The 17,260-nt window shown below is 42.0% G+C and carries 17 protein-coding genes; 11 read left to right on the plus strand and 6 right to left on the minus strand.

Annotated features, from left to right (window positions below; translation table 11 throughout):
* The first annotated feature begins 153 nt into the window (after nt 1-153).
* From DUL71_RS10455 to DUL71_RS10465, 3 genes are all read left to right on the plus strand, one after another.
* Nucleotides 154-1,512, plus strand: a complete 1,359-nt coding sequence (locus tag DUL71_RS10455) for a sigma-54-dependent transcriptional regulator (protein ID WP_114938023.1) — start codon at nt 154-156, stop codon at nt 1,510-1,512.
* Nucleotides 1,502-2,848, plus strand: coding sequence for a sensor histidine kinase (locus tag DUL71_RS10460; protein WP_114938024.1), 1,347 nt, complete (start codon nt 1,502-1,504; stop codon nt 2,846-2,848). The genes DUL71_RS10455 and DUL71_RS10460 overlap by 11 nt, the downstream gene beginning before the upstream one ends.
* A 107-nt stretch (nt 2,849-2,955) precedes the next feature.
* A complete protein-coding gene (locus DUL71_RS10465; protein ID WP_114938025.1) occupies nt 2,956-3,489 on the plus strand; it encodes an NADPH-dependent FMN reductase in 534 nt (177 codons plus the stop codon).
* Nucleotides 3,490-3,495: 6 nt separating this feature from the next.
* On the opposite strand, the gene DUL71_RS10470 is transcribed toward DUL71_RS10465, so the two are convergent.
* Entirely contained in the window at nt 3,496-3,909 is a 414-nt protein-coding gene (locus DUL71_RS10470) for a hypothetical protein (RefSeq protein WP_114938026.1), read from the minus strand.
* 6 nt (nt 3,910-3,915) lie between these two features.
* Nucleotides 3,916-4,575: a YceH family protein gene (locus DUL71_RS10475; RefSeq protein WP_114938535.1), complete on the minus strand. Its 660-nt coding sequence runs from the start codon at nt 4,573-4,575 to the stop codon at nt 3,916-3,918.
* 111 nt (nt 4,576-4,686) lie between these two features.
* On the opposite strand from DUL71_RS10475, the gene DUL71_RS10480 reads away from it, so the two are divergent.
* Nucleotides 4,687-5,496: an MBL fold metallo-hydrolase gene (locus tag DUL71_RS10480; protein WP_114938027.1), complete on the plus strand. Its 810-nt coding sequence runs from the start codon at nt 4,687-4,689 to the stop codon at nt 5,494-5,496.
* Here the strand turns inward: DUL71_RS10480 and DUL71_RS10485 are convergent, their stop codons facing one another.
* Nucleotides 5,497-6,279, minus strand: coding sequence for a M90 family metallopeptidase (locus DUL71_RS10485; protein ID WP_114938028.1), 783 nt, complete (start codon nt 6,277-6,279; stop codon nt 5,497-5,499).
* A gap of 16 nt (nt 6,280-6,295) precedes the next feature.
* Nucleotides 6,296-7,003 (minus strand): DUF92 domain-containing protein, encoded by a 708-nt coding sequence (locus DUL71_RS10490; protein WP_114938029.1) that lies wholly within the window; start codon nt 7,001-7,003, stop codon nt 6,296-6,298.
* A gap of 59 nt (nt 7,004-7,062) precedes the next feature.
* Here DUL71_RS10490 and DUL71_RS10495 point away from each other — a divergent pair, with 59 nt between their 5' ends.
* The 7 genes from DUL71_RS10495 (at nt 7,063) to DUL71_RS10525 (ending at nt 15,915) form a co-directional block, all read left to right on the plus strand.
* Nucleotides 7,063-7,752 carry a class I SAM-dependent methyltransferase gene (locus DUL71_RS10495; RefSeq protein ID WP_114938030.1) on the plus strand — a complete coding sequence of 230 codons (690 nt, stop codon included), beginning with the start codon at nt 7,063-7,065 and terminating at the stop codon, nt 7,750-7,752.
* Nucleotides 7,753-7,826: 74 nt separating this feature from the next.
* Complete coding sequence (locus DUL71_RS10500; protein WP_114938031.1) at nt 7,827-8,681, plus strand: pirin family protein; 855 nt, start codon at nt 7,827-7,829, stop codon at nt 8,679-8,681.
* A 92-nt stretch (nt 8,682-8,773) separates the two neighbouring features.
* On the plus strand, nt 8,774-9,748 hold the full coding sequence (locus tag DUL71_RS10505; RefSeq protein ID WP_114938032.1) for a YeiH family protein: 975 nt from the start codon (nt 8,774-8,776) through the stop codon (nt 9,746-9,748).
* Between the two features lie 100 nt (nt 9,749-9,848).
* Nucleotides 9,849-10,778 carry an AraC family transcriptional regulator gene (locus tag DUL71_RS10510; RefSeq protein ID WP_114938033.1) on the plus strand — a complete coding sequence of 310 codons (930 nt, stop codon included), beginning with the start codon at nt 9,849-9,851 and terminating at the stop codon, nt 10,776-10,778.
* 111 nt (nt 10,779-10,889) lie between these two features.
* The gene (locus DUL71_RS10515) at nt 10,890-11,747 is read left to right on the plus strand and encodes an oxidoreductase (RefSeq protein WP_114938034.1); all 858 of its coding nucleotides are present in this window, start codon (nt 10,890-10,892) and stop codon (nt 11,745-11,747) included.
* A 202-nt stretch (nt 11,748-11,949) separates the two neighbouring features.
* Nucleotides 11,950-12,747 (plus strand): ThuA domain-containing protein, encoded by a 798-nt coding sequence (locus DUL71_RS10520; protein WP_114938035.1) that lies wholly within the window; start codon nt 11,950-11,952, stop codon nt 12,745-12,747.
* A gap of 255 nt (nt 12,748-13,002) precedes the next feature.
* Nucleotides 13,003-15,915 carry a ligand-binding sensor domain-containing protein gene (locus tag DUL71_RS10525; RefSeq protein WP_114938036.1) on the plus strand — a complete coding sequence of 971 codons (2,913 nt, stop codon included), beginning with the start codon at nt 13,003-13,005 and terminating at the stop codon, nt 15,913-15,915.
* A gap of 63 nt (nt 15,916-15,978) precedes the next feature.
* Here DUL71_RS10525 and DUL71_RS10530 read toward each other — a convergent pair whose 3' ends face one another.
* On the minus strand, nt 15,979-16,737 hold the full coding sequence (locus DUL71_RS10530; protein ID WP_114938037.1) for a ThuA domain-containing protein: 759 nt from the start codon (nt 16,735-16,737) through the stop codon (nt 15,979-15,981).
* 18 nt (nt 16,738-16,755) lie between these two features.
* Nucleotides 16,756-17,238 carry a DUF4468 domain-containing protein gene (locus DUL71_RS10535; protein ID WP_114938038.1) on the minus strand — a complete coding sequence of 161 codons (483 nt, stop codon included), beginning with the start codon at nt 17,236-17,238 and terminating at the stop codon, nt 16,756-16,758.
* Nucleotides 17,239-17,260 lie beyond the last annotated feature (22 nt).

Raw genomic sequence — 17,260 nt, forward strand, 5'->3', positions numbered from 1 at the left:
CAACAATGCTAAAAGTTTATCCAGGTAGTTTCGATAATTGAGATACAATTTAATTTAAATTTATAACTTTTATTAAATTGACACCTTAATAACTATATGTTATTATTTTGAGGCACCATAAACAAACATCTACGAACTATTAACCAAAAATAAATGATACTTAAAAAAGCTACCGTTTTAATTGTTGACGACGATCCGGACGTACTTACCGCGGTTAAACTTTTGCTTAAACCCGAAGCCCGGGAAATCATCACCGAAAAGAATCCGGAAAACCTTAACTGGCTGCTGCAACGCAACGAGGTTGACCTGATTTTGCTTGATATGAACTTTAACAGCGCCATTAACACCGGTAATGAGGGGCTATACTGGCTGCGTAAGGTAAAAGAATGGAAGCCGGATGTTTGCGTGATCATGATAACGGCTTACGGCGATATTGATCTGGCTGTACGCTCGCTTAAAGAAGGCGCGAATGACTTTGTGGTAAAACCATGGCATAACGAAAAGCTGATAAATACCATTAAAGACCTGCTTGATAAAAAAGAAGGCGGCGCAAAAACAACCAAAACACCGGTTAAAAGTACGGCAGGCGACACCTCGATACTTGGCGAGTCGGACGTGATGCAGGATATTTTTTATAAGGTTAATAAGATAGCCCCCACCGATGCTAATATCCTGATCCTTGGGGAGAATGGCACAGGTAAAGACTTAATGGCGAAAGCCATTCATGAACGATCGCTCCGCGCGGATAAGCCTTTTGTTAAGGTAGATGTTGGCGCTCTGACAGATACATTATTTGAAAGCGAATTATTCGGCCATAAAAAGGGAGCCTTTACCGATGCCAGGGAAGACCGTATGGGCCGTTTTGAGGAAGCTCAGGGTGGTACTTTGTTTTTGGATGAGATTGGTAACATCAGCCTGCAACAGCAAGCTAAGCTGCTTACCATTTTGCAAAACCGCCAGGTAACCCGCCTCGGGACCAACAAGCCTGTTGATGTGGATATCAGGCTGATCTGTGCCACCAACGTGCCGTTAAGTGAACTTGCCAACGAAAACAAATTCCGTAAGGATTTGATATATCGAATCAATACGGTTGAGATCAATATGCCACCGTTGCGCCGCCGTAATGAAGATATCGTGATTCTGGCGCGCCATTTTGCAAAATTGTACGCCAGCAAATACCTCAAACCGTCAATGGATTTTGATGCGGCGGCTATTAACAAGCTTAAGTCATACAATTTCCCTGGCAATGTACGTGAGTTGCAATATACTATTGAACGTGCCGTGATTATGGCTGACGACAGTACCTTGAGGCCCGACGATCTGATCTTTTCGATATTGGAAACATCCACAGAAAGCGTGGCTGACGCCGATAACATTCCGTTAAGCGCGCTGGAAAAGAACGCCATACTGCGCGTGATTGAGAAGCACAACGGTAATATTACCCGTGCCGCCAAAGAGCTTGGCCTCACCCGCACCGCCTTATACCGAAGATTAAGCAAATATGATATTTAACCGTTACGAATGGCGGCTTTTGCTGCGTGTATTTTTATTACTGCTTGTACTTACTGTTACGGCCTTTGTTATTGTAAACCTTGGTCAGTTGTTGTATCTCGTGATCCTGCTGCCATTGGTTGCCTACTCGGTTGTAGACATGATCCGTTTTCAGAAAAAAGCGCAGGACGAGGTAAATCAATTTGTTGAATCGATCCATTACCGCGATTTTTCCCGCCACTTTGACGTACGTAAAGCACCTAATGAGCTTAAGCCTCTGCGTAAAGGTTTTAATGATATCAACACCACATTTAAACTCATCAGTCGCGAACGCGAAACACAATACCATTATTTGCAAAAGATCCTTGAACTGGTTGATACCGGCATTTTATCATACGAAGAAGAAACCGGCGAAACCGGCTGGATCAATGAAGCTTTTAAAACCATTATTGGTGTACCTTATTTAAAAACAGTACACTCGCTCGAAAAACGGGAGCCATCATTATATGCCGAGCTCATTAAACTTAAACCCGGCGACAGCAAAATCATCATCGTTACCCGCAACCAGCAGCAGGTTAAAATACTGGTAAATGCCAGCCTGATGCGCAGCGATGAGAAACTGTACAAACTCATAGCTTTTCAAAACGTTAACGAGGCTTTAGACGAAACCGAGTCAAAAGCATGGTCAAAGCTGCTGAACGTAATGACGCACGAGATCATGAACTCGGTAGCCCCAATTTCCTCTTTGGCCGATACACTCAAGAACCGCCTGCAAAGCCCTGACATTGCCGAAAGCCTGCCACACAGCGACCTGGAAGATATTGAACTTGGCATTGATACCATCAAACGCCGCAGCGAAGGTCTGCTTAAATTTACCGAAAGCTATCGCAGCCTCAACAAGATCACCAAGCTTGATCTGAACAAGATCATGGTGCGTAACATATTTGAGAACCTAAATAGCCTGATGACGCCAACACTGGAGAAAAAGAACATTGAACTGGAGATCATCCTGCGCGATCCGACACTTTCTATCGAAGCCGATATCAACCTGATTGAACAGGTAATGATCAACCTGCTCGTTAACGCCATTGAAGCGGTAAAAGACCGTGAAGAACCACGTATTACGCTCACAGCCGAAATTCAGGGTGGCAAAACTTTTGTAAAAGTTATTGATAACGGTTTAGGCATGCCGCCTGAATTGCTTGATAAAATTTTTATTCCTTTCTTTAGTACCCGTAAAACTGGTAGTGGTATTGGATTAAGCCTATGTAAACAGATCATGTTGTTGCATAAAGGCAATATCCAGGTACAATCAACCGAGGGTAAGGGATCAGCATTTGTTTTGTCTTTCGTATAACCCCCCAGTGTCCTAAAGGGAGAGCGTCTTCAACGTATTTTTATGACTTTACGAAAACTTACGAAGTTTTAGAAACTTCGTAAGTTTGGTTCTACAACATCTGTTTCATGGATTATAAAGGCAACATCCTTGCTATTTCCGGTAGCTTAAGATCTGGTTCATCCAATCATAATATTTTGAGGTTTTTAGGTGGATTAGCTCCTGCTGATATCAATTATTGCATATATGATAGATTAGCAGATATCCCGCCATTTGATCCCGAATTGGATCATGATCACCCACCACAAGCAGTAGCAGAATTGCGAGGATTAATGAAAACAGCGTCAGGCATTATCATTTGTACGCCTGAGTACGCGTTCGGAGTTCCCGGGCAGCTAAAAAACATGTTGGATTGGATGGTTTCAAGCAGTTCGCTGGTTGATAAGCCCGTAGCATTGGTTACCGCGTCATCGGTTGGCAGTCACGCACATGCCGCGTTGCTTCTGACACTCGGAGCGCTTTCTGCGAAAGTAATTGACGGAGCTACTTTACTTATTCCCTTTATCAGGAGTAAAATTGATGCGAGCGGAAATATTACAGATCTGGAAACCGAAAACGCGTTGCGGAATGTAATGGAAGTGTTTTTGGGAGAGATACAATGATGTAAACTACCATTGATAGTCCTCAGTATATTCACCATCTAATCTATAGTCTCTAAGCTTCTGTTTTCTCAAAGTATCCATATCCAATTGCCAAATAGCTCCGCTCGCCGACCAAGGATCAATCAAAAGCTCCACCCTGGTATCGGACACCTGTCTAACTTTCTCTACCCAACACAGCTCGGGCCCATTTATTTCAAGTGCCCCAGTATCCTTTTTCCATAAAATGCACCAGATTCCTCCTGCTAAGCACCAGTCTCCAGTCTTGCTTATCAATCCAAAAGAAGGGTCACCAGGAAGATAGCCGATATATAAACTTTCATTTTTCTTTTTATCTACCAAATAAACTTCTTCATACTCATAACCAAGTAACAAATCCTCAGTTTCGTCAAGAATGCGCAGATTTAATTTTGATTGGATCATATAGAACTACTCCACCCCTAACTCCTTCATTAACCTGCCTACCGTCTCTTTCAACTCTGCAATCTCCTGCTCTGCTTTAGCCAAACGGGCTTCAAGGGCCGATGAGGATACGCGGCCGGTTGGCTCATCAGCAAAATCATCATCGTTAAATTCAGGTGTACCACCTAATAAGTGAGCATATCTAACTTCTTTTTGGCCCGGACGTTTAGGCAGTTGCACTACATATGGCATTTCTCCTCCGGCCAATCTATCTAATACCTCCTGTACCTCCTCTATCGAATCAAACTCGTACATGCGGCCGCTGTTGGTATTCAGCTCACCAGGTGTTTGAGGTCCGCGAAGGATTAGCAGGCAAATCAGCGCTACTTCTGAAGGTATCACCGGAAAAACAATGGCAAAATTGTGTTTATATTTTATGTTGCGGATTGAGCCACCGGTTGCGGTTGACATCAAACCACGTCTTTTCAATGAATTCAGTGCATTAATAACTGTGTCATCGTCATAATTAGAAACCGGCTTGCGCGATGTTTTCTGGTTACAGGCAGCCACCAGACCATTGAGGGTCATGGGGTAATAATCGGGCGTGGTTTTGGCTTTTTCCATTAAAGTACCAAGTACACGTAGTTCTTCGGCATCAAGTACGGGCAATGTTTGCGGTGAATCCATGGCTAAATATAAGCAGGTTTTTATAGCGTCAAAAAAAATTGCTAATTTTCTGAATGCTAAAATCATTAGGATTAAAATAATAGCATCAAAATAGTTTACTTTGCATTTCTAATGTCTTTATTTATTACATCATTAAATTCGGGAAGTAATGGCAACTGCTATTACGTGGGGAACGATCAGGAGGCGATATTGGTTGATGTAGGCATTTCATGCCGCGAAACCGAAAAACGCATGGCCCGGCTTGGGCTATCCATGCAAAAGGTAAAAGCCATTTTTGTGTCGCATGAACATTCAGATCATATCCGCGGCATCCCGGTATTGGCAAAAAAATACCAGTTGCCCATTTATATTACTCCCGGAACATTGATGCACCTTAGCGGGATTGATAACCGCCTCATTCATCATCTTAAAGGGTTTGAAATTGTTAATATAGGGAGCCTGCAAGTAACATCTTTTCCGAAAGTACACGATGCATCCGAGCCGCATAGTTTCATGGTAAGCTGCAATGATGTTAAAGTGGGCGTATTTACCGATCTTGGTATTGTATGCGATCAGTTGATCCGTTATTTTAGCCAATGCCACGCAGCTTTCCTGGAAGCCAATTATGATGATGATATGCTGGATAAAGGAGGCTATCCTTATTATCTAAAACAACGTATCCGTGGTGGCAAAGGCCATTTATCAAATAAACAGGCACTGGGCTTATTTACAACACACCGCCCGCCGCACATGACCCACCTGTTGCTTTCACACCTCTCTAAAAACAATAACGACCCCAAACTGGTGGAAGACCTGTTTACCAACTGCGCCGACGGGATTAATATTATCATAGCTTCAAGGCACGAGGAAACGCCTGTTTATTTTATCAGTAATATGGTTGCGCAGCATGAACCATTGGGCCAGCTTGGCCTTGGCTTTTAATCAGGCAACATCGTCGTTTGCCAAATCTTGCGAAAACATCGTACTCAGCATTTCATAAAGCTCAGGGTGTTTATGCTTTAATTCATTTGGCTTTTGAAAAAAGTATTCAGAAACGACTGCTAAAAATTCCGCCTCATTGGTGATAGCATAAGGATTAATATCCGAGCGGCCGGCTTCAATTTTGTGAATTTCCTGGTGGATCATTTTAAGCCAAGGCATCACATACTCATGGGCAAGCAAATTTTCAGGTACACCATCGGTAGCGCCATCAGATTTATCAAGCAGGTGTACAAACTCGTGGATAGCGGTATTTTCTTTCCCAGCAGATTTACTGAAACCTTTTGTTAAGGCGGCTCTCGACAAGATCATCTGCCCATTCATGTACCCGGATCCCACCATTCCTAAAATGCTCCGGTTTTCACCCTCAAACTGAAACTCATTATCAAAAGCATCAGGATACAGGATCACGTTAGTGAGGTTGCGATATTTCCAATCATTAAAACCAAATATTGGGATCACAGCACTTGCAGCTATCATTACTTTATCAGCATCGCCTACAGTTGTACCAATTCCTTCAATAGTTATATCCGATAAAAAACCGGTAACTTTCTGTTCAAACAGCTTTTTTTGTACATTGTCGAGGTGTTGATAATAAGGAATGTGCTGCTCTAAAAGCAGCTTATAATTAATCGCCGCAACGGGTACTTCATTCACTACTTTCTTTTTATTCAGAAAAAAGAACACAGCCAGCGCGATAACGATCAGGACTATAACAGGGAACATTTATATATAGATTAAATTACAAAACAAAGTAAAACAGCAACATAAACAAGGCGGCAATCAAAGTATTTAAAAAATTAACAGTATTGTTGTTGATTAAACCTTTTCTTTCCAATATAGCCCCTAAAACGGAATCTGTGAGATTACCAAGCGTCCCGGCTATTACTATCCAGATGAGGTTTACAGTCCACCCCATTCCTATCGCATAAACAACAGCAATAACAGTAGAACCAATTACGCCAATCAAAGTACCCTCAATGCTGATCACCCCATCAAGTCCGCGTGTATCCGGTTTTAGGGTTATAATGTTAAAGAAACGTTTGCCGTAAACCATACCCAATTCCGATGAAAGCGTGTCTGCCGTTGCGGAAGCAAAACCGGCAGCCATCATCAATTGTAAAACAGGTGCATATGCAGGTAATACGAGGATCATAATTCCGCATAAAGCAGCTGTGCCGGCATTAGCTAAAACCTGTGCGGCGGTTCTTCCACCTTTTTCAGCGGCATTGATATCCTCTTTAGTTTTACTTTGTACCGACGTGGCTGCCGAGCCTAAAATGAAAAAAGTGGTCATCATGGCTAAGCCTGTAAAACCGGCTCCGGCAAATACCAATATGGCTACGGCGGCACCAGTCAAAGCAGCTATAACGGTCAGCTTACGGGCAGATATACTGTATACTACACCAGCTGCCAAAATAAGTGTTAACAAACCATAGCTTAACCACATAGTTTACCAAAAGGATTTATTGCCGCTAATTTAAACTTTCAATTCATACTTTTGGACACATGAAAGATATACTGGGCCAGGCCATACATGATCATTACCATAACTTAACAAATCACAAGCTGTGGATCAATAATCAATATGGCCCGAAAGAAGAAATGCCAATTGACGTCTATTTCCGGGATGAGGACGACATGCCTGATATTGAATGGCTGGCCATGAACGAATGCCGCGGAACGGTATTGGATATCGGCGCCGGAGCTGGTAGCCATGCTTTGGTATTACAGGAGCGGGGCTTTGATTGTGTAGCGCTTGATATATCGCCATTAGCCTGCGAAGTAATGAAAGAGCGGGGCGTAGCGAAAGTAGTTAAAGGAGATATTTTTATTTATGATGAACAAAAGTACGACACCTTGCTCCTGCTTATGAATGGCATCGGCCTTACCGGAACGCTTGAGAATCTCAAAGTTTTTTTACAACATATTAAACTGCTGCTTAAACCCGGCGGCCAGATCCTATTCGACTCATCAGATATCGCATATCTCTACGAAGATGGCTTGCCCGAAAAAGGTTATTACGGTGAATTACTTTATCAATATCAATACAATCGTCAAAAAACCGACTGGTTCCATTGGCTGTATGTTGATGAAAAAACACTTGAACCCATTGTTGATGAAATGGGCTTTGACATGGAGGTGTTGCTGGAAGATGAGTTTAAACAATACCTTGTCAGGCTAACGCTGAGCAAATAAACCATAGTAAATTTCTTTTGGGCTACCTGTATTGAATGGAGAATAAACTATTTTTATTCCGATAATATCATCCCATGAAAAAAGCCATCACCCATATCCTTGCAGGCCGTGAAAAAAAGATCACTGCCGAAGAAACCGTGCGCCAGCCACTACCCCATAAAGATTTCAGGTTTGCAAATCCTTTTATCGTACTGCACCACATGGGGCCGGAAGTAATAGCCCCTGGTCAAACTTTACGGATTCACCCACATCCGCATCGCGGTTTCAGTCCGTACACCATTATGCTACAGGGCGAAGGTTATCATAAGGATAATGCAGGCAATGACGAGATCATTAAAGCTGGTGATGTGCAATGGATGTTTGCAGGCAAGGGGATTATGCACAGTGAAGGCCCAACAGCCGAATTATTGCAGCAAGGCGGTGTACAGGAGCTTATTCAGCTCTGGATCAACGCTCCGAAAAGTAAAAAGTGGGACGAGCCATTTTATCAATCAGCCAAAGCCAACCAATTGCCCAAAATACTTATCGGTGATGGCCTCGACTTTAGTTTAGCCAGCGGAGACTATGAGGGCAAAACCGGCCCAATCAAAAACTTCACACCAGTTATCTCAATAGTTGGTAAAATAGCATCAGGCAAAGAGGCAGATTTTAAAGCAACGCCGGGTTACTGGGCATTACTTTATATTATAAATGGCACCGTTAATGTAAACGGGCAAACCATCGATCAACATAACCTCGTTGTGTTTGAAAAGGAAAACGAAGATATTTCGGTGTTGGCTGAGGAAAACTCACAGGTATTATTCCTCTCGGCCGAACCTATTGATGAACCGGTATCCGCTAAAGATAACTTTGTGATGAACACGCCTGAAGAAATTGAACAGGCGCTTACCGATTATCAAAACGGTGTATTCGGCACGCTGAATTACTAAACATAATAACTTTTGGTTATCACAGATTGCGTTTTATGATGAAAATTAAGCGGTAATTCCATACACCTTTGTATCATTAAAACAAAGGAAAAATGAATACCCCACATCAATTAAACAATACCGGCGGCCTGTTATTAAACATCAATGAAAATGCCCGCAAGGTTATATTCGCTATTTGTATAGTACTATGCCTGATGCCTTTTATGAGCCCGGCGGTGGCTTTATTATTAGGTCTGGTAGTAGCACAATGTTCTGGTCACCCTTATCTGCATCTAAACCATAAGGCTACGCATATTTTATTACAGGTTTCAGTAGTTGGTTTAGGCTTTGGAATGAATGTGCACAGCGCACTGCAAGCCGGCAAGGAAGGAATACTGTTTACCATTGCCTCAATAACCGGGACGCTGCTATTTGGAACACTGCTGGGCAGGTGGTTAAACATCGAGAAAAAGACATCATTTCTGATCTCATCAGGAACAGCCATTTGCGGCGGGAGTGCCATTGCCGCCATATCACCTGTTATTAAAGCCGAAGAAAAACAAATTTCAGTGGCATTGGGCTGCGTATTTATATTAAACTCAATAGCGCTGTTTATTTTCCCGCTGATTGGCCACTATCTAAATCTGTCACAAACCCAGTTTGGTTTATGGTGCGCCATCGCCATACACGATACCAGCTCGGTAGTTGGTGCTGCGAGCAAATATGGCGCCCACGCGCTTGAGGTAGCAACTACAGTGAAACTGGCAAGAGCATTATGGATCATCCCTGTAGCTTTTCTATCTACCTTTTTGTTCAAGAACAAATCAAAAAAAGTAAGTATCCCCTATTTCATCGGGCTATTTATACTGGCCATGATAGCTAACACCTACCTGCCTGTTGTAAGGTTGATAAGTCCATATATAATCAACATAGCAAAAGCTGGGCTAACACTAACCTTGTTTTTGATAGGCGCAGGACTTTCACGCAGGGTATTAGCGTCAGTCGGTCTGAAACCACTTTTACAGGGCGTAGCGCTTTGGATTGCCATATCTGGTGCAGCACTTTACGCTGTAATGCAGTTGGCATAAGCATAGAAGTATTTAATACCAGGGTCATTAAATAGTGATCCTGCATCCTACCTATCTCAAACGCTGATTTGCTGCTTACATTTGTGAAAACTTCTTCGCCATGAAACAAACTACGCTCGACGCCAAAACTATTGATACCCTGCGCGATCTGCCGGATATGATTCCCGTGTTACGAGAATCATTCGAGAACTGGACTATCAAAGTGTTCGATCGTAAGCACCATGAGTGCCGCAATTATTTGTCACCTAACAGGCGAGACTTTTATAAAGTATTAATGATAACCGAAGGCGCGGGAGTTTTTACCATGGGCCTTAACACTTATTACATTGAGGAGCCTACTATCCTTTTCATCCATCCAAATGATATCATATCCTGGAAAAACCTTTCGGATAAATCAGGTGGATATTATGTGCTTTTTAGAAGAAGTTTTATTAATGATCATCCCCAGCTTAAAACCACTATTGATAAATACGGACTGTTTACCGAGAAAGAAAAAAGCGTTATCCGTTTAAAGAACTCCGACCTGCCGATGCTTAACAGCTTGTTTGAACGCATGGGGATTGAAGATCTGTCCAACAATCATTTAAAGGATGACGCCTTGCAGGCTTATATTCAATTACTGATGGTTGAAAGTATGCGGGTAGCCCAGTTCCCAAAACCTGATAATGTATCAGACGAATATCATTATATCCACCAGTTTTTTCATTTATTGGAGAAGGAAACATCCGGCATTAATTATACATCGCCAATAAAAATAAAAACCGCCAAAGAGTTCGCGGCCAATCTTTCGGTTCACCCTAACCATTTGAATGCGGTGTTAAAGAAATACACAGGGCAAAATGTAAGTACGCATATCCGCAACCGACTGCTTGAAGAAACAAAAGCCTTGTTAGTACAAACCGACTGGACATTACAAGATATTGGCTACAGTATTGGCTTTGCCGAGCAGCCTAACTTTAGTCTGTTTTTCAAGAAAAACACAGGCATAACGCCTGCCGAATTCAGGAAATCATACCAGGCTACCACATAATTCAACTACTTCTTTGATTTTCATAATAAGCACTTTGCTTTTGCTATAAGCCTCCGCTGCTTTTGTTGCCAACTTTGTAGTGTAAACAGAAACAAATAAAAGCAACACAAAATGAAAACTCAAAAAGTATGGTTTATAACCGGGGCCTCAAGAGGTTTTGGTTTAGAAATATCAAAAGCCGTTTTAGCATCTGGCGATAAATTGGTGGCCACAGTTCGTAAAAACCCCGAGACATTAAGTGCCCAGTTTGATAACGATCCTAACCTGTTTGTTGTACCATTGGATATCACCAATGAAGAGCAGGCAAAAGATGCGGCCGCGAAAGCTGTTGAGCACTTTGGCCGGATTGATGTTTTGGTAAATAATGCCGGCTTCGGGTTACTATCAGCCGTTGAAGAAGCCACAGCCGAAGAAGTAAAAAGGAACTACGATACCAACGTATTTGGCTTATTGAACGTAACCCGCGCCATTTTACCTTACATGCGTAAAGAACGGGCCGGCCATGTAATCAATGTATCTTCGGTCGGTGGCCTGGCAGCTTATTTTGGCTGGGGCGTTTATGGCTCAACCAAGTTCGCGGTTGAAGGACTTACCGAAGCTATGGCGCTGGAACTTGCTCCGCTTGGCATTCACGCAACTGTTGTTGCCCCTGGCTTTTTCCGCACCAATTTCCTTGATGAAAGCTCATTGATCCGCACTTCAAATGAAATTGCTGATTATCATGAAACCGTGGGTAATATGCGCGCACTGGCAACCGAGCTTAGCTACAAACAACCTGGCGATCCGGAAAAACTGGCACAAGCTTTCATTAAACTTGCAGCAGCAGAAAATCCTCCGGTACACTTACCATTGGGTAGCGATACACTGCAACGTTTCCGCGAAAAAACAGCCGCCTTTGAAAAGGATATTGAAGCATGGTATGATGTAGTTGTAGGTACCGACCATGATGATGTAAAACAGGCAAAATAATCGCTGCACGAAGAATACATGTAAAAAATCCCGGTAATAAATTTTGTTACCGGGATTTTTTATTGACCCTTTTTATAAGCCGGATCAACTTTTAATTAATATATCTGCACTACTTTACCTCTACTTTTTGCCATGACTGATCTCAAGTAGAAAGTTTAATTTATCATTGCAGGAATCTGAATCTTAACAATAAATATAATCGATGCTTCCTGATCGCGCTATAGCAACAAAATCTAACACCATAGCCTTTTTAACAATCGTATTTATCATGGCTATGTTTAACAACATTGCCAAGGCACAACAAAATACAAAACCACGCTTTAAAGTTATAGCCATTGCTGAGGTTGGCGGAGGGCATGCCCTATTTGACGTTGCGGCTAAACCATGGCTTGATAAGCTTGCTGCCGATAGCAATTTTACGATAGATTACATCAGCGATACTAAAAAGATTACCAGGGAGTTCCTGAAACAATACCAATTGTTTATTCAACTGGATTATCCGCCCTATCCATGGGAAAAGGAAGCCCAGGAAGCCTTTACAGATTATATTGAAAATGCCCGCGGAGGCTGGGTCGGCTTTCATCATCCTACTCTTTTGGGCGTATTTGACGGCTACCCAATGTGGCAATGGTATTCTGGCTTTATGGGTGGGATACAGTTTAAACTACACATTCCTGGTGGCACAGCGGCTATGCTTCATGTAGAGGATAAGCAACACCCGGTTATGAAAAACCTGCCGTCAACTTTCATTACAGAGGACGAATGGTATATCTATGATAAAAGTCCACGCCCTAATGTACACGTACTGGCCAGCATTGACGAAACTACTTACTTGCCTAACAAAGATGTAAAAATGGGCGACCATCCCGTAATCTGGACTAATGAGCATTTCAAAGCCCGAAACGTTTATATAGCGATGGGCCATTTCCCTCAGCTTTTTGATGATACCGCGTTTACAACCCTTTTTCGCAACGCGATATTTTGGGCTGTTAACAAATAATCTGTTGGCCGTAAACCTAATTTAAACCCCATAACTGTTATTTTAACAACATTTACGCAGCCCCTACAATACCACTACTACAATCCATTGCGGGTTTAAAATGTATGCAACTAAACAGTTTTAGCCCTTTTTGAAAGATTTAACCGTGCTGTATATGTAAAATGTTGATTAAATTACGGCTCTTAATAAGGCTTGGCTTTCGCCGGGCTATACTAATTATTGACAGGGCTAATCCCCCTTGCAGGAAAACCGTTAATGAAGAAAACTCTCCTATTTGTTATTGTTCTGCGTGCATTGCTATGCACATCTTTCGCTCAAACCACACTCGGTACCCCGGCCATTAAAAACTATACGCACAACGAATATAATGCCGGCAGCGAAATCTGGGACATAAAACAGGACAAGAACGGTATCCTTTATTTTGCTAACGATGAAGGCCTGCTTACATTTGACGGCAGTTATTGGAAAATTTATCCGCTGCCCAATAAAAGCGCTATAAAATCTGTAGCTATTGATCAAAGGGGCCGCATTTATGTTGGCGGACAGGACGAGGTTGGATACTTTTTTCCCAATGATGCCGGGATCCTCAAATATCACTCACTTAAACAATTGTTACCACAAAAGGCAAGGCAATTTGCTGATATCTGGGACATTGTAATTCATAATGACGAGGTGTTTTTCCGTACGATAGAGTGCATTTTTGAACTGAAGAACAATACTATGCGCACATTTGACGCGCCCGGTGGCTGGATGCTGCTAAGCCAGGCAGGTGGAAGGTTATTTGCCCATGATAAAGATCTTGGCCTGGTTACATTTAAAGATTCACGCTGGCAAGCGTGTGTACAACAACCAACAGCAGGCTTAAGGATAACCGGTATTACCGAGTTTGGCAAAGATACCTTACTGGTAACCACACGTAAAAATGGCCTTTTCATCATGGTGGGCACGTCATTGATTAAAAAAGCCACGCCCACTGATGGAACCTTGCTTACCGATCTTATAAACTTTGTTCAGAAAATTGGCTCCGACAGATACGCTATTGGTACATCGGCAAAAGGCTTAATTATTATCGATTGCAAAGGCAGGCTGATAGAGCAGTTCTCCAATAACCAGGGATTACAAAACAATAATGTTCATGGCATTTTGTTAGACAACAACCGCAATTTATGGCTCGGACTGGAGAACGGGCTCGACTTTATCAACTACAACACTTCAGTTAAAAACATTTACCCCAATCGCGAAAACCTTGTAAAAAGCAATGCGGTAAGCATTTTTAATAACAAACTGTTCATCGGCACATCAAACGGTTTATATGCAGTGCCAATAGGTGCACAACAAAAGGACATTAGTATGGCCACGGGTACTTTTACCGAAGTACCAAACACCAAAGGCCAGGTGCTAAGTCTTACGCAGATCAATGGCCGGCTGTTAGCAGGCCACCAGGACGGCGTTTTACAAATAGATAATAACCAGGCCAAACTGATAACTCCCGGTCCCGGCGCCTGGATGGTGAAAGCCTTCCCTGCTTCGCAGGATATTATAGCCGGAACCTATACTGGCTTTCAACTTTTAAAATATAATAATAATGGGTTTAGTTTTGAAGTCCGGTTAGATGGCATTTATGAATCGTTAGGAAATCTTGCGCTTGATAACAGGAACTTTGTATGGGCAACCCATCCTTACCGCGGCGTATTCAAAGTACAACTGTCGCCCGATAGGAAAAAGATAGTCGGCTATACTCAATATACACAAAAAAGCGGGTTACCATCGGCACTGAATAATCACGTTTATTTTATTAAAAATAAAGTAATAGCTGCCACCGAAAAAGGTGTTTATGAATACAATACTACAGAGGGCGATTTTATACGGTCTGCATTCTACAAACCCATATTTAATAGGGATAAAGTTGAGTTCCTGACCGAAGATGGCAAAGGTAATATCTGGTTTATCAGTAACCAGCGCGTTGGCGTAATTGACTTTGGTAAAAGATCTGCCAATTTGCGTTATAAGGTAATTTATTTTCCTGAGCTTGCCGGGCAAACCGTAAAGGGGGCCGAATATATTTATCCTCATGATATGGAGAATATCTTTGTAGGCTCAAACAACGGTGTATTCCATTTAAATTACCGCCAGTATGTATCGTCAGAAAACAAACTGAACGTATTACTGACCACAGTAAAAGCCATAGCCGAAAAAGATAGTCTGATTTTTGGAGGGTATTTTGTTAAAAATAACCGGCTTGCCCAGGCACAAAACACACAACAGGTTGTATCGTTATCCAACCACTGGAATTCCTTCCATTTTGAGTATACCTCTACCCTGTTTGCCCAAAAAAGCAACGAGGAATTTAGCTATAAGCTCATTGGCTTTGACAAGGATTGGTCGCAATGGTCGGTTAAAACGGAGAAGGATTATACTAATCTTCCGTATGGCAAATACACCTTTTCGGTAAAGGCACGCAATAATCTGGGTGCAGCATCGGCACCGGTAAACTATACTTTTATTGTTGAACCGGCATGGTATCAAACTATCTGGGCCTATCTTGTTTATTTATTGATCATAGTTTACGTAATCTACTTAGGTGTAAAAACACAGCAAAAGCGCTTTGCACTGCATCAACAGCGTCATGAAGAAGAGCAAAAAAGGTTAAGCTATTTGCACAGCCTTGAACTTGACCGCAACGATAAAGAGATCATAGCCCTTAAAAACGAAAATCTTGAAGCCGAATTGACTTATAAAAACAAGGAGCTGGCCACGCTAACCATGCAAATGGTTGACCGGGGAAAATTGCTGCTTAACATCAAAGATGAGTTAATGGTACTTATCAAGAAGCTCAACATTGCAGATGCTTCATACCAATTCAGAAGTGTATTTAAGCTATTGAGCGATACCGAAAAAAGTGATGACGACTGGGACAATTTCGCGCTGTATTTTGACCAGGTTCATAATAACTTCTTGACCACCATGAAGTCCAAATTTCCTGGCTTAAGTTCAACCGATCTGAAATTATGTGCCTACCTACGGTTAAACCTGTCATCAAAAGAGATTGCCCAGTTGCTTAATATCTCATTAAAAGGAGTCGAGATCAGCCGGTACAGGGTGCGTAAAAAGTTGCAGCTATCAACCGAAACAAACCTTTATGATTTTTTGATAGAGGTGACTAAATGATAATAAAAAGCCAGGCTGCATTAAAGAAACCTGGCTTTTATTTATCCGGAATGCCTTAAGAGATTATTTTTTCCCGGCCAACCATAGCAAAGCATCTTCAAACATTTGATTTTGCTCGGGCGAGGTAAATATCAGATCGCCGTGGCCCATGTTCATGTATAGCATTTTGTATTTAGTATTAGTCCATACCACGGGAATATCGCCATTACGAATGATATCCTTTTTACCCAGCGGATAATTCGCCGGATCAAGTGTTACCAGTACTTTAATATCTTTATTATCCCGCGGATTAGGCTTCCAACCATACCACTCGTTTATAGGAGCAACATAGCTTTTACCCAGACTTTTGGTAACCGGGTGCGTATTATCGTCCACAATCATTTTGGCGGGCAGTGGCGGCCAGTTGTTGTTATAGAATGTAGCTCCTAAAAAGTCAACAAACCAGGGCCATTTGGTGTACTTATCGTTATAGCCAGACACATGAAAACCCAGCCAGGCACCGCCGTTGGCCATAAACTTTTCAAACGCGCTTCTTTGCGCCTGGTTATGTGGAAACTCATTAAGCCAAATAACCACCCGGTAATTTTTTAGCTTTTTGTCATTCAGTTCGCCCCAATTACTTGTGGTATCAAAAGCGAAGCCTTTTGCTTTAGCCATTTTGCCATAAAACTTTATGGCGTCCATGGCAAAATCAACGTGATCGCTTTCAACATTGGTGGAGTATAAGGCCAGTACTTTAAATTGAGATTGCTGTGCAAAACTGTTTTTAACAGCCAACAGCATGAATAGCAAAAACGTTGTAGTATATATTAGTTTCTTCATTATAATTACCTACCAGGATTATTTATTCATTTCATTACCAAGCGAATCCATTACATTATTTACAGAGGCACTTATACCCCTGAACAATGGTTCATCATCTGCCGACCAGGGCTTGCCCCGCCTGAAATCCCACCAACGGTACTCTATCTTTGAATATTCATTTGAGATACCTTTTTCAATCGGCTTTTCATAAACATCAAAAATCCTAACCTCATAAGTGGCATCATAAACAATCACATTAACAGCAAACCTCGCAAGGTAATAATTGCCGGTGTTGCCTATATTGATACGGGTTACATAGGCGCCCATTATTTCACCTTTCTTTTCATTGGCTATAGTTATGCTTGCTACATTCTCATTTCTTTTAAACCATTCTAAAGATTTATTAAACAGATCGGCCTTTTTAAAGGTTGGGCTAAGAGCATAAACGTTATCAAAATACACTTTACCGCTACGCATTTGCAGCAAAATAGGCGATGTATTCCCCTGTGCTATAGCCATGAGAGGCATAAGTAAAAGGCAC

The sequence above is a fragment of the Mucilaginibacter endophyticus genome (genome assembly GCF_003351025.1).
GTDB lineage: Bacteria > Bacteroidota > Bacteroidia > Sphingobacteriales > Sphingobacteriaceae > Mucilaginibacter > Mucilaginibacter endophyticus.

Bases quoted from the DNA above. Each gene is read 5' to 3' on its own strand.
- DUL71_RS10455 (WP_114938023.1), top strand. From the start codon at position 154: ATGATACTTAAAAAAGCTACCGTTTTAATTGTTGACGACGATCCGGAC.
- DUL71_RS10460 (WP_114938024.1), top strand. From the start codon at position 1,502: ATGATATTTAACCGTTACGAATGGCGGCTTTTGCTGCGTGTATTTTTA.
- DUL71_RS10465 (WP_114938025.1), top strand. From the start codon at position 2,956: ATGGATTATAAAGGCAACATCCTTGCTATTTCCGGTAGCTTAAGATCT.
- DUL71_RS10470 (WP_114938026.1), bottom strand. From the start codon at position 3,909: ATGATCCAATCAAAATTAAATCTGCGCATTCTTGACGAAACTGAGGAT.
- DUL71_RS10475 (WP_114938535.1), bottom strand. From the start codon at position 4,575: ATGGATTCACCGCAAACATTGCCCGTACTTGATGCCGAAGAACTACGT.
- DUL71_RS10480 (WP_114938027.1), top strand. From the start codon at position 4,687: ATGTCTTTATTTATTACATCATTAAATTCGGGAAGTAATGGCAACTGC.
- DUL71_RS10485 (WP_114938028.1), bottom strand. From the start codon at position 6,279: ATGTTCCCTGTTATAGTCCTGATCGTTATCGCGCTGGCTGTGTTCTTT.
- DUL71_RS10490 (WP_114938029.1), bottom strand. From the start codon at position 7,003: ATGTGGTTAAGCTATGGTTTGTTAACACTTATTTTGGCAGCTGGTGTA.
- DUL71_RS10495 (WP_114938030.1), top strand. From the start codon at position 7,063: ATGAAAGATATACTGGGCCAGGCCATACATGATCATTACCATAACTTA.
- DUL71_RS10500 (WP_114938031.1), top strand. From the start codon at position 7,827: ATGAAAAAAGCCATCACCCATATCCTTGCAGGCCGTGAAAAAAAGATC.
- DUL71_RS10505 (WP_114938032.1), top strand. From the start codon at position 8,774: ATGAATACCCCACATCAATTAAACAATACCGGCGGCCTGTTATTAAAC.
- DUL71_RS10510 (WP_114938033.1), top strand. From the start codon at position 9,849: ATGAAACAAACTACGCTCGACGCCAAAACTATTGATACCCTGCGCGAT.
- DUL71_RS10515 (WP_114938034.1), top strand. From the start codon at position 10,890: ATGAAAACTCAAAAAGTATGGTTTATAACCGGGGCCTCAAGAGGTTTT.
- DUL71_RS10520 (WP_114938035.1), top strand. From the start codon at position 11,950: ATGCTTCCTGATCGCGCTATAGCAACAAAATCTAACACCATAGCCTTT.
- DUL71_RS10525 (WP_114938036.1), top strand. From the start codon at position 13,003: ATGAAGAAAACTCTCCTATTTGTTATTGTTCTGCGTGCATTGCTATGC.
- DUL71_RS10530 (WP_114938037.1), bottom strand. From the start codon at position 16,737: ATGAAGAAACTAATATATACTACAACGTTTTTGCTATTCATGCTGTTG.
- DUL71_RS10535 (WP_114938038.1), bottom strand. From the start codon at position 17,238: ATGGCTATAGCACAGGGGAATACATCGCCTATTTTGCTGCAAATGCGT.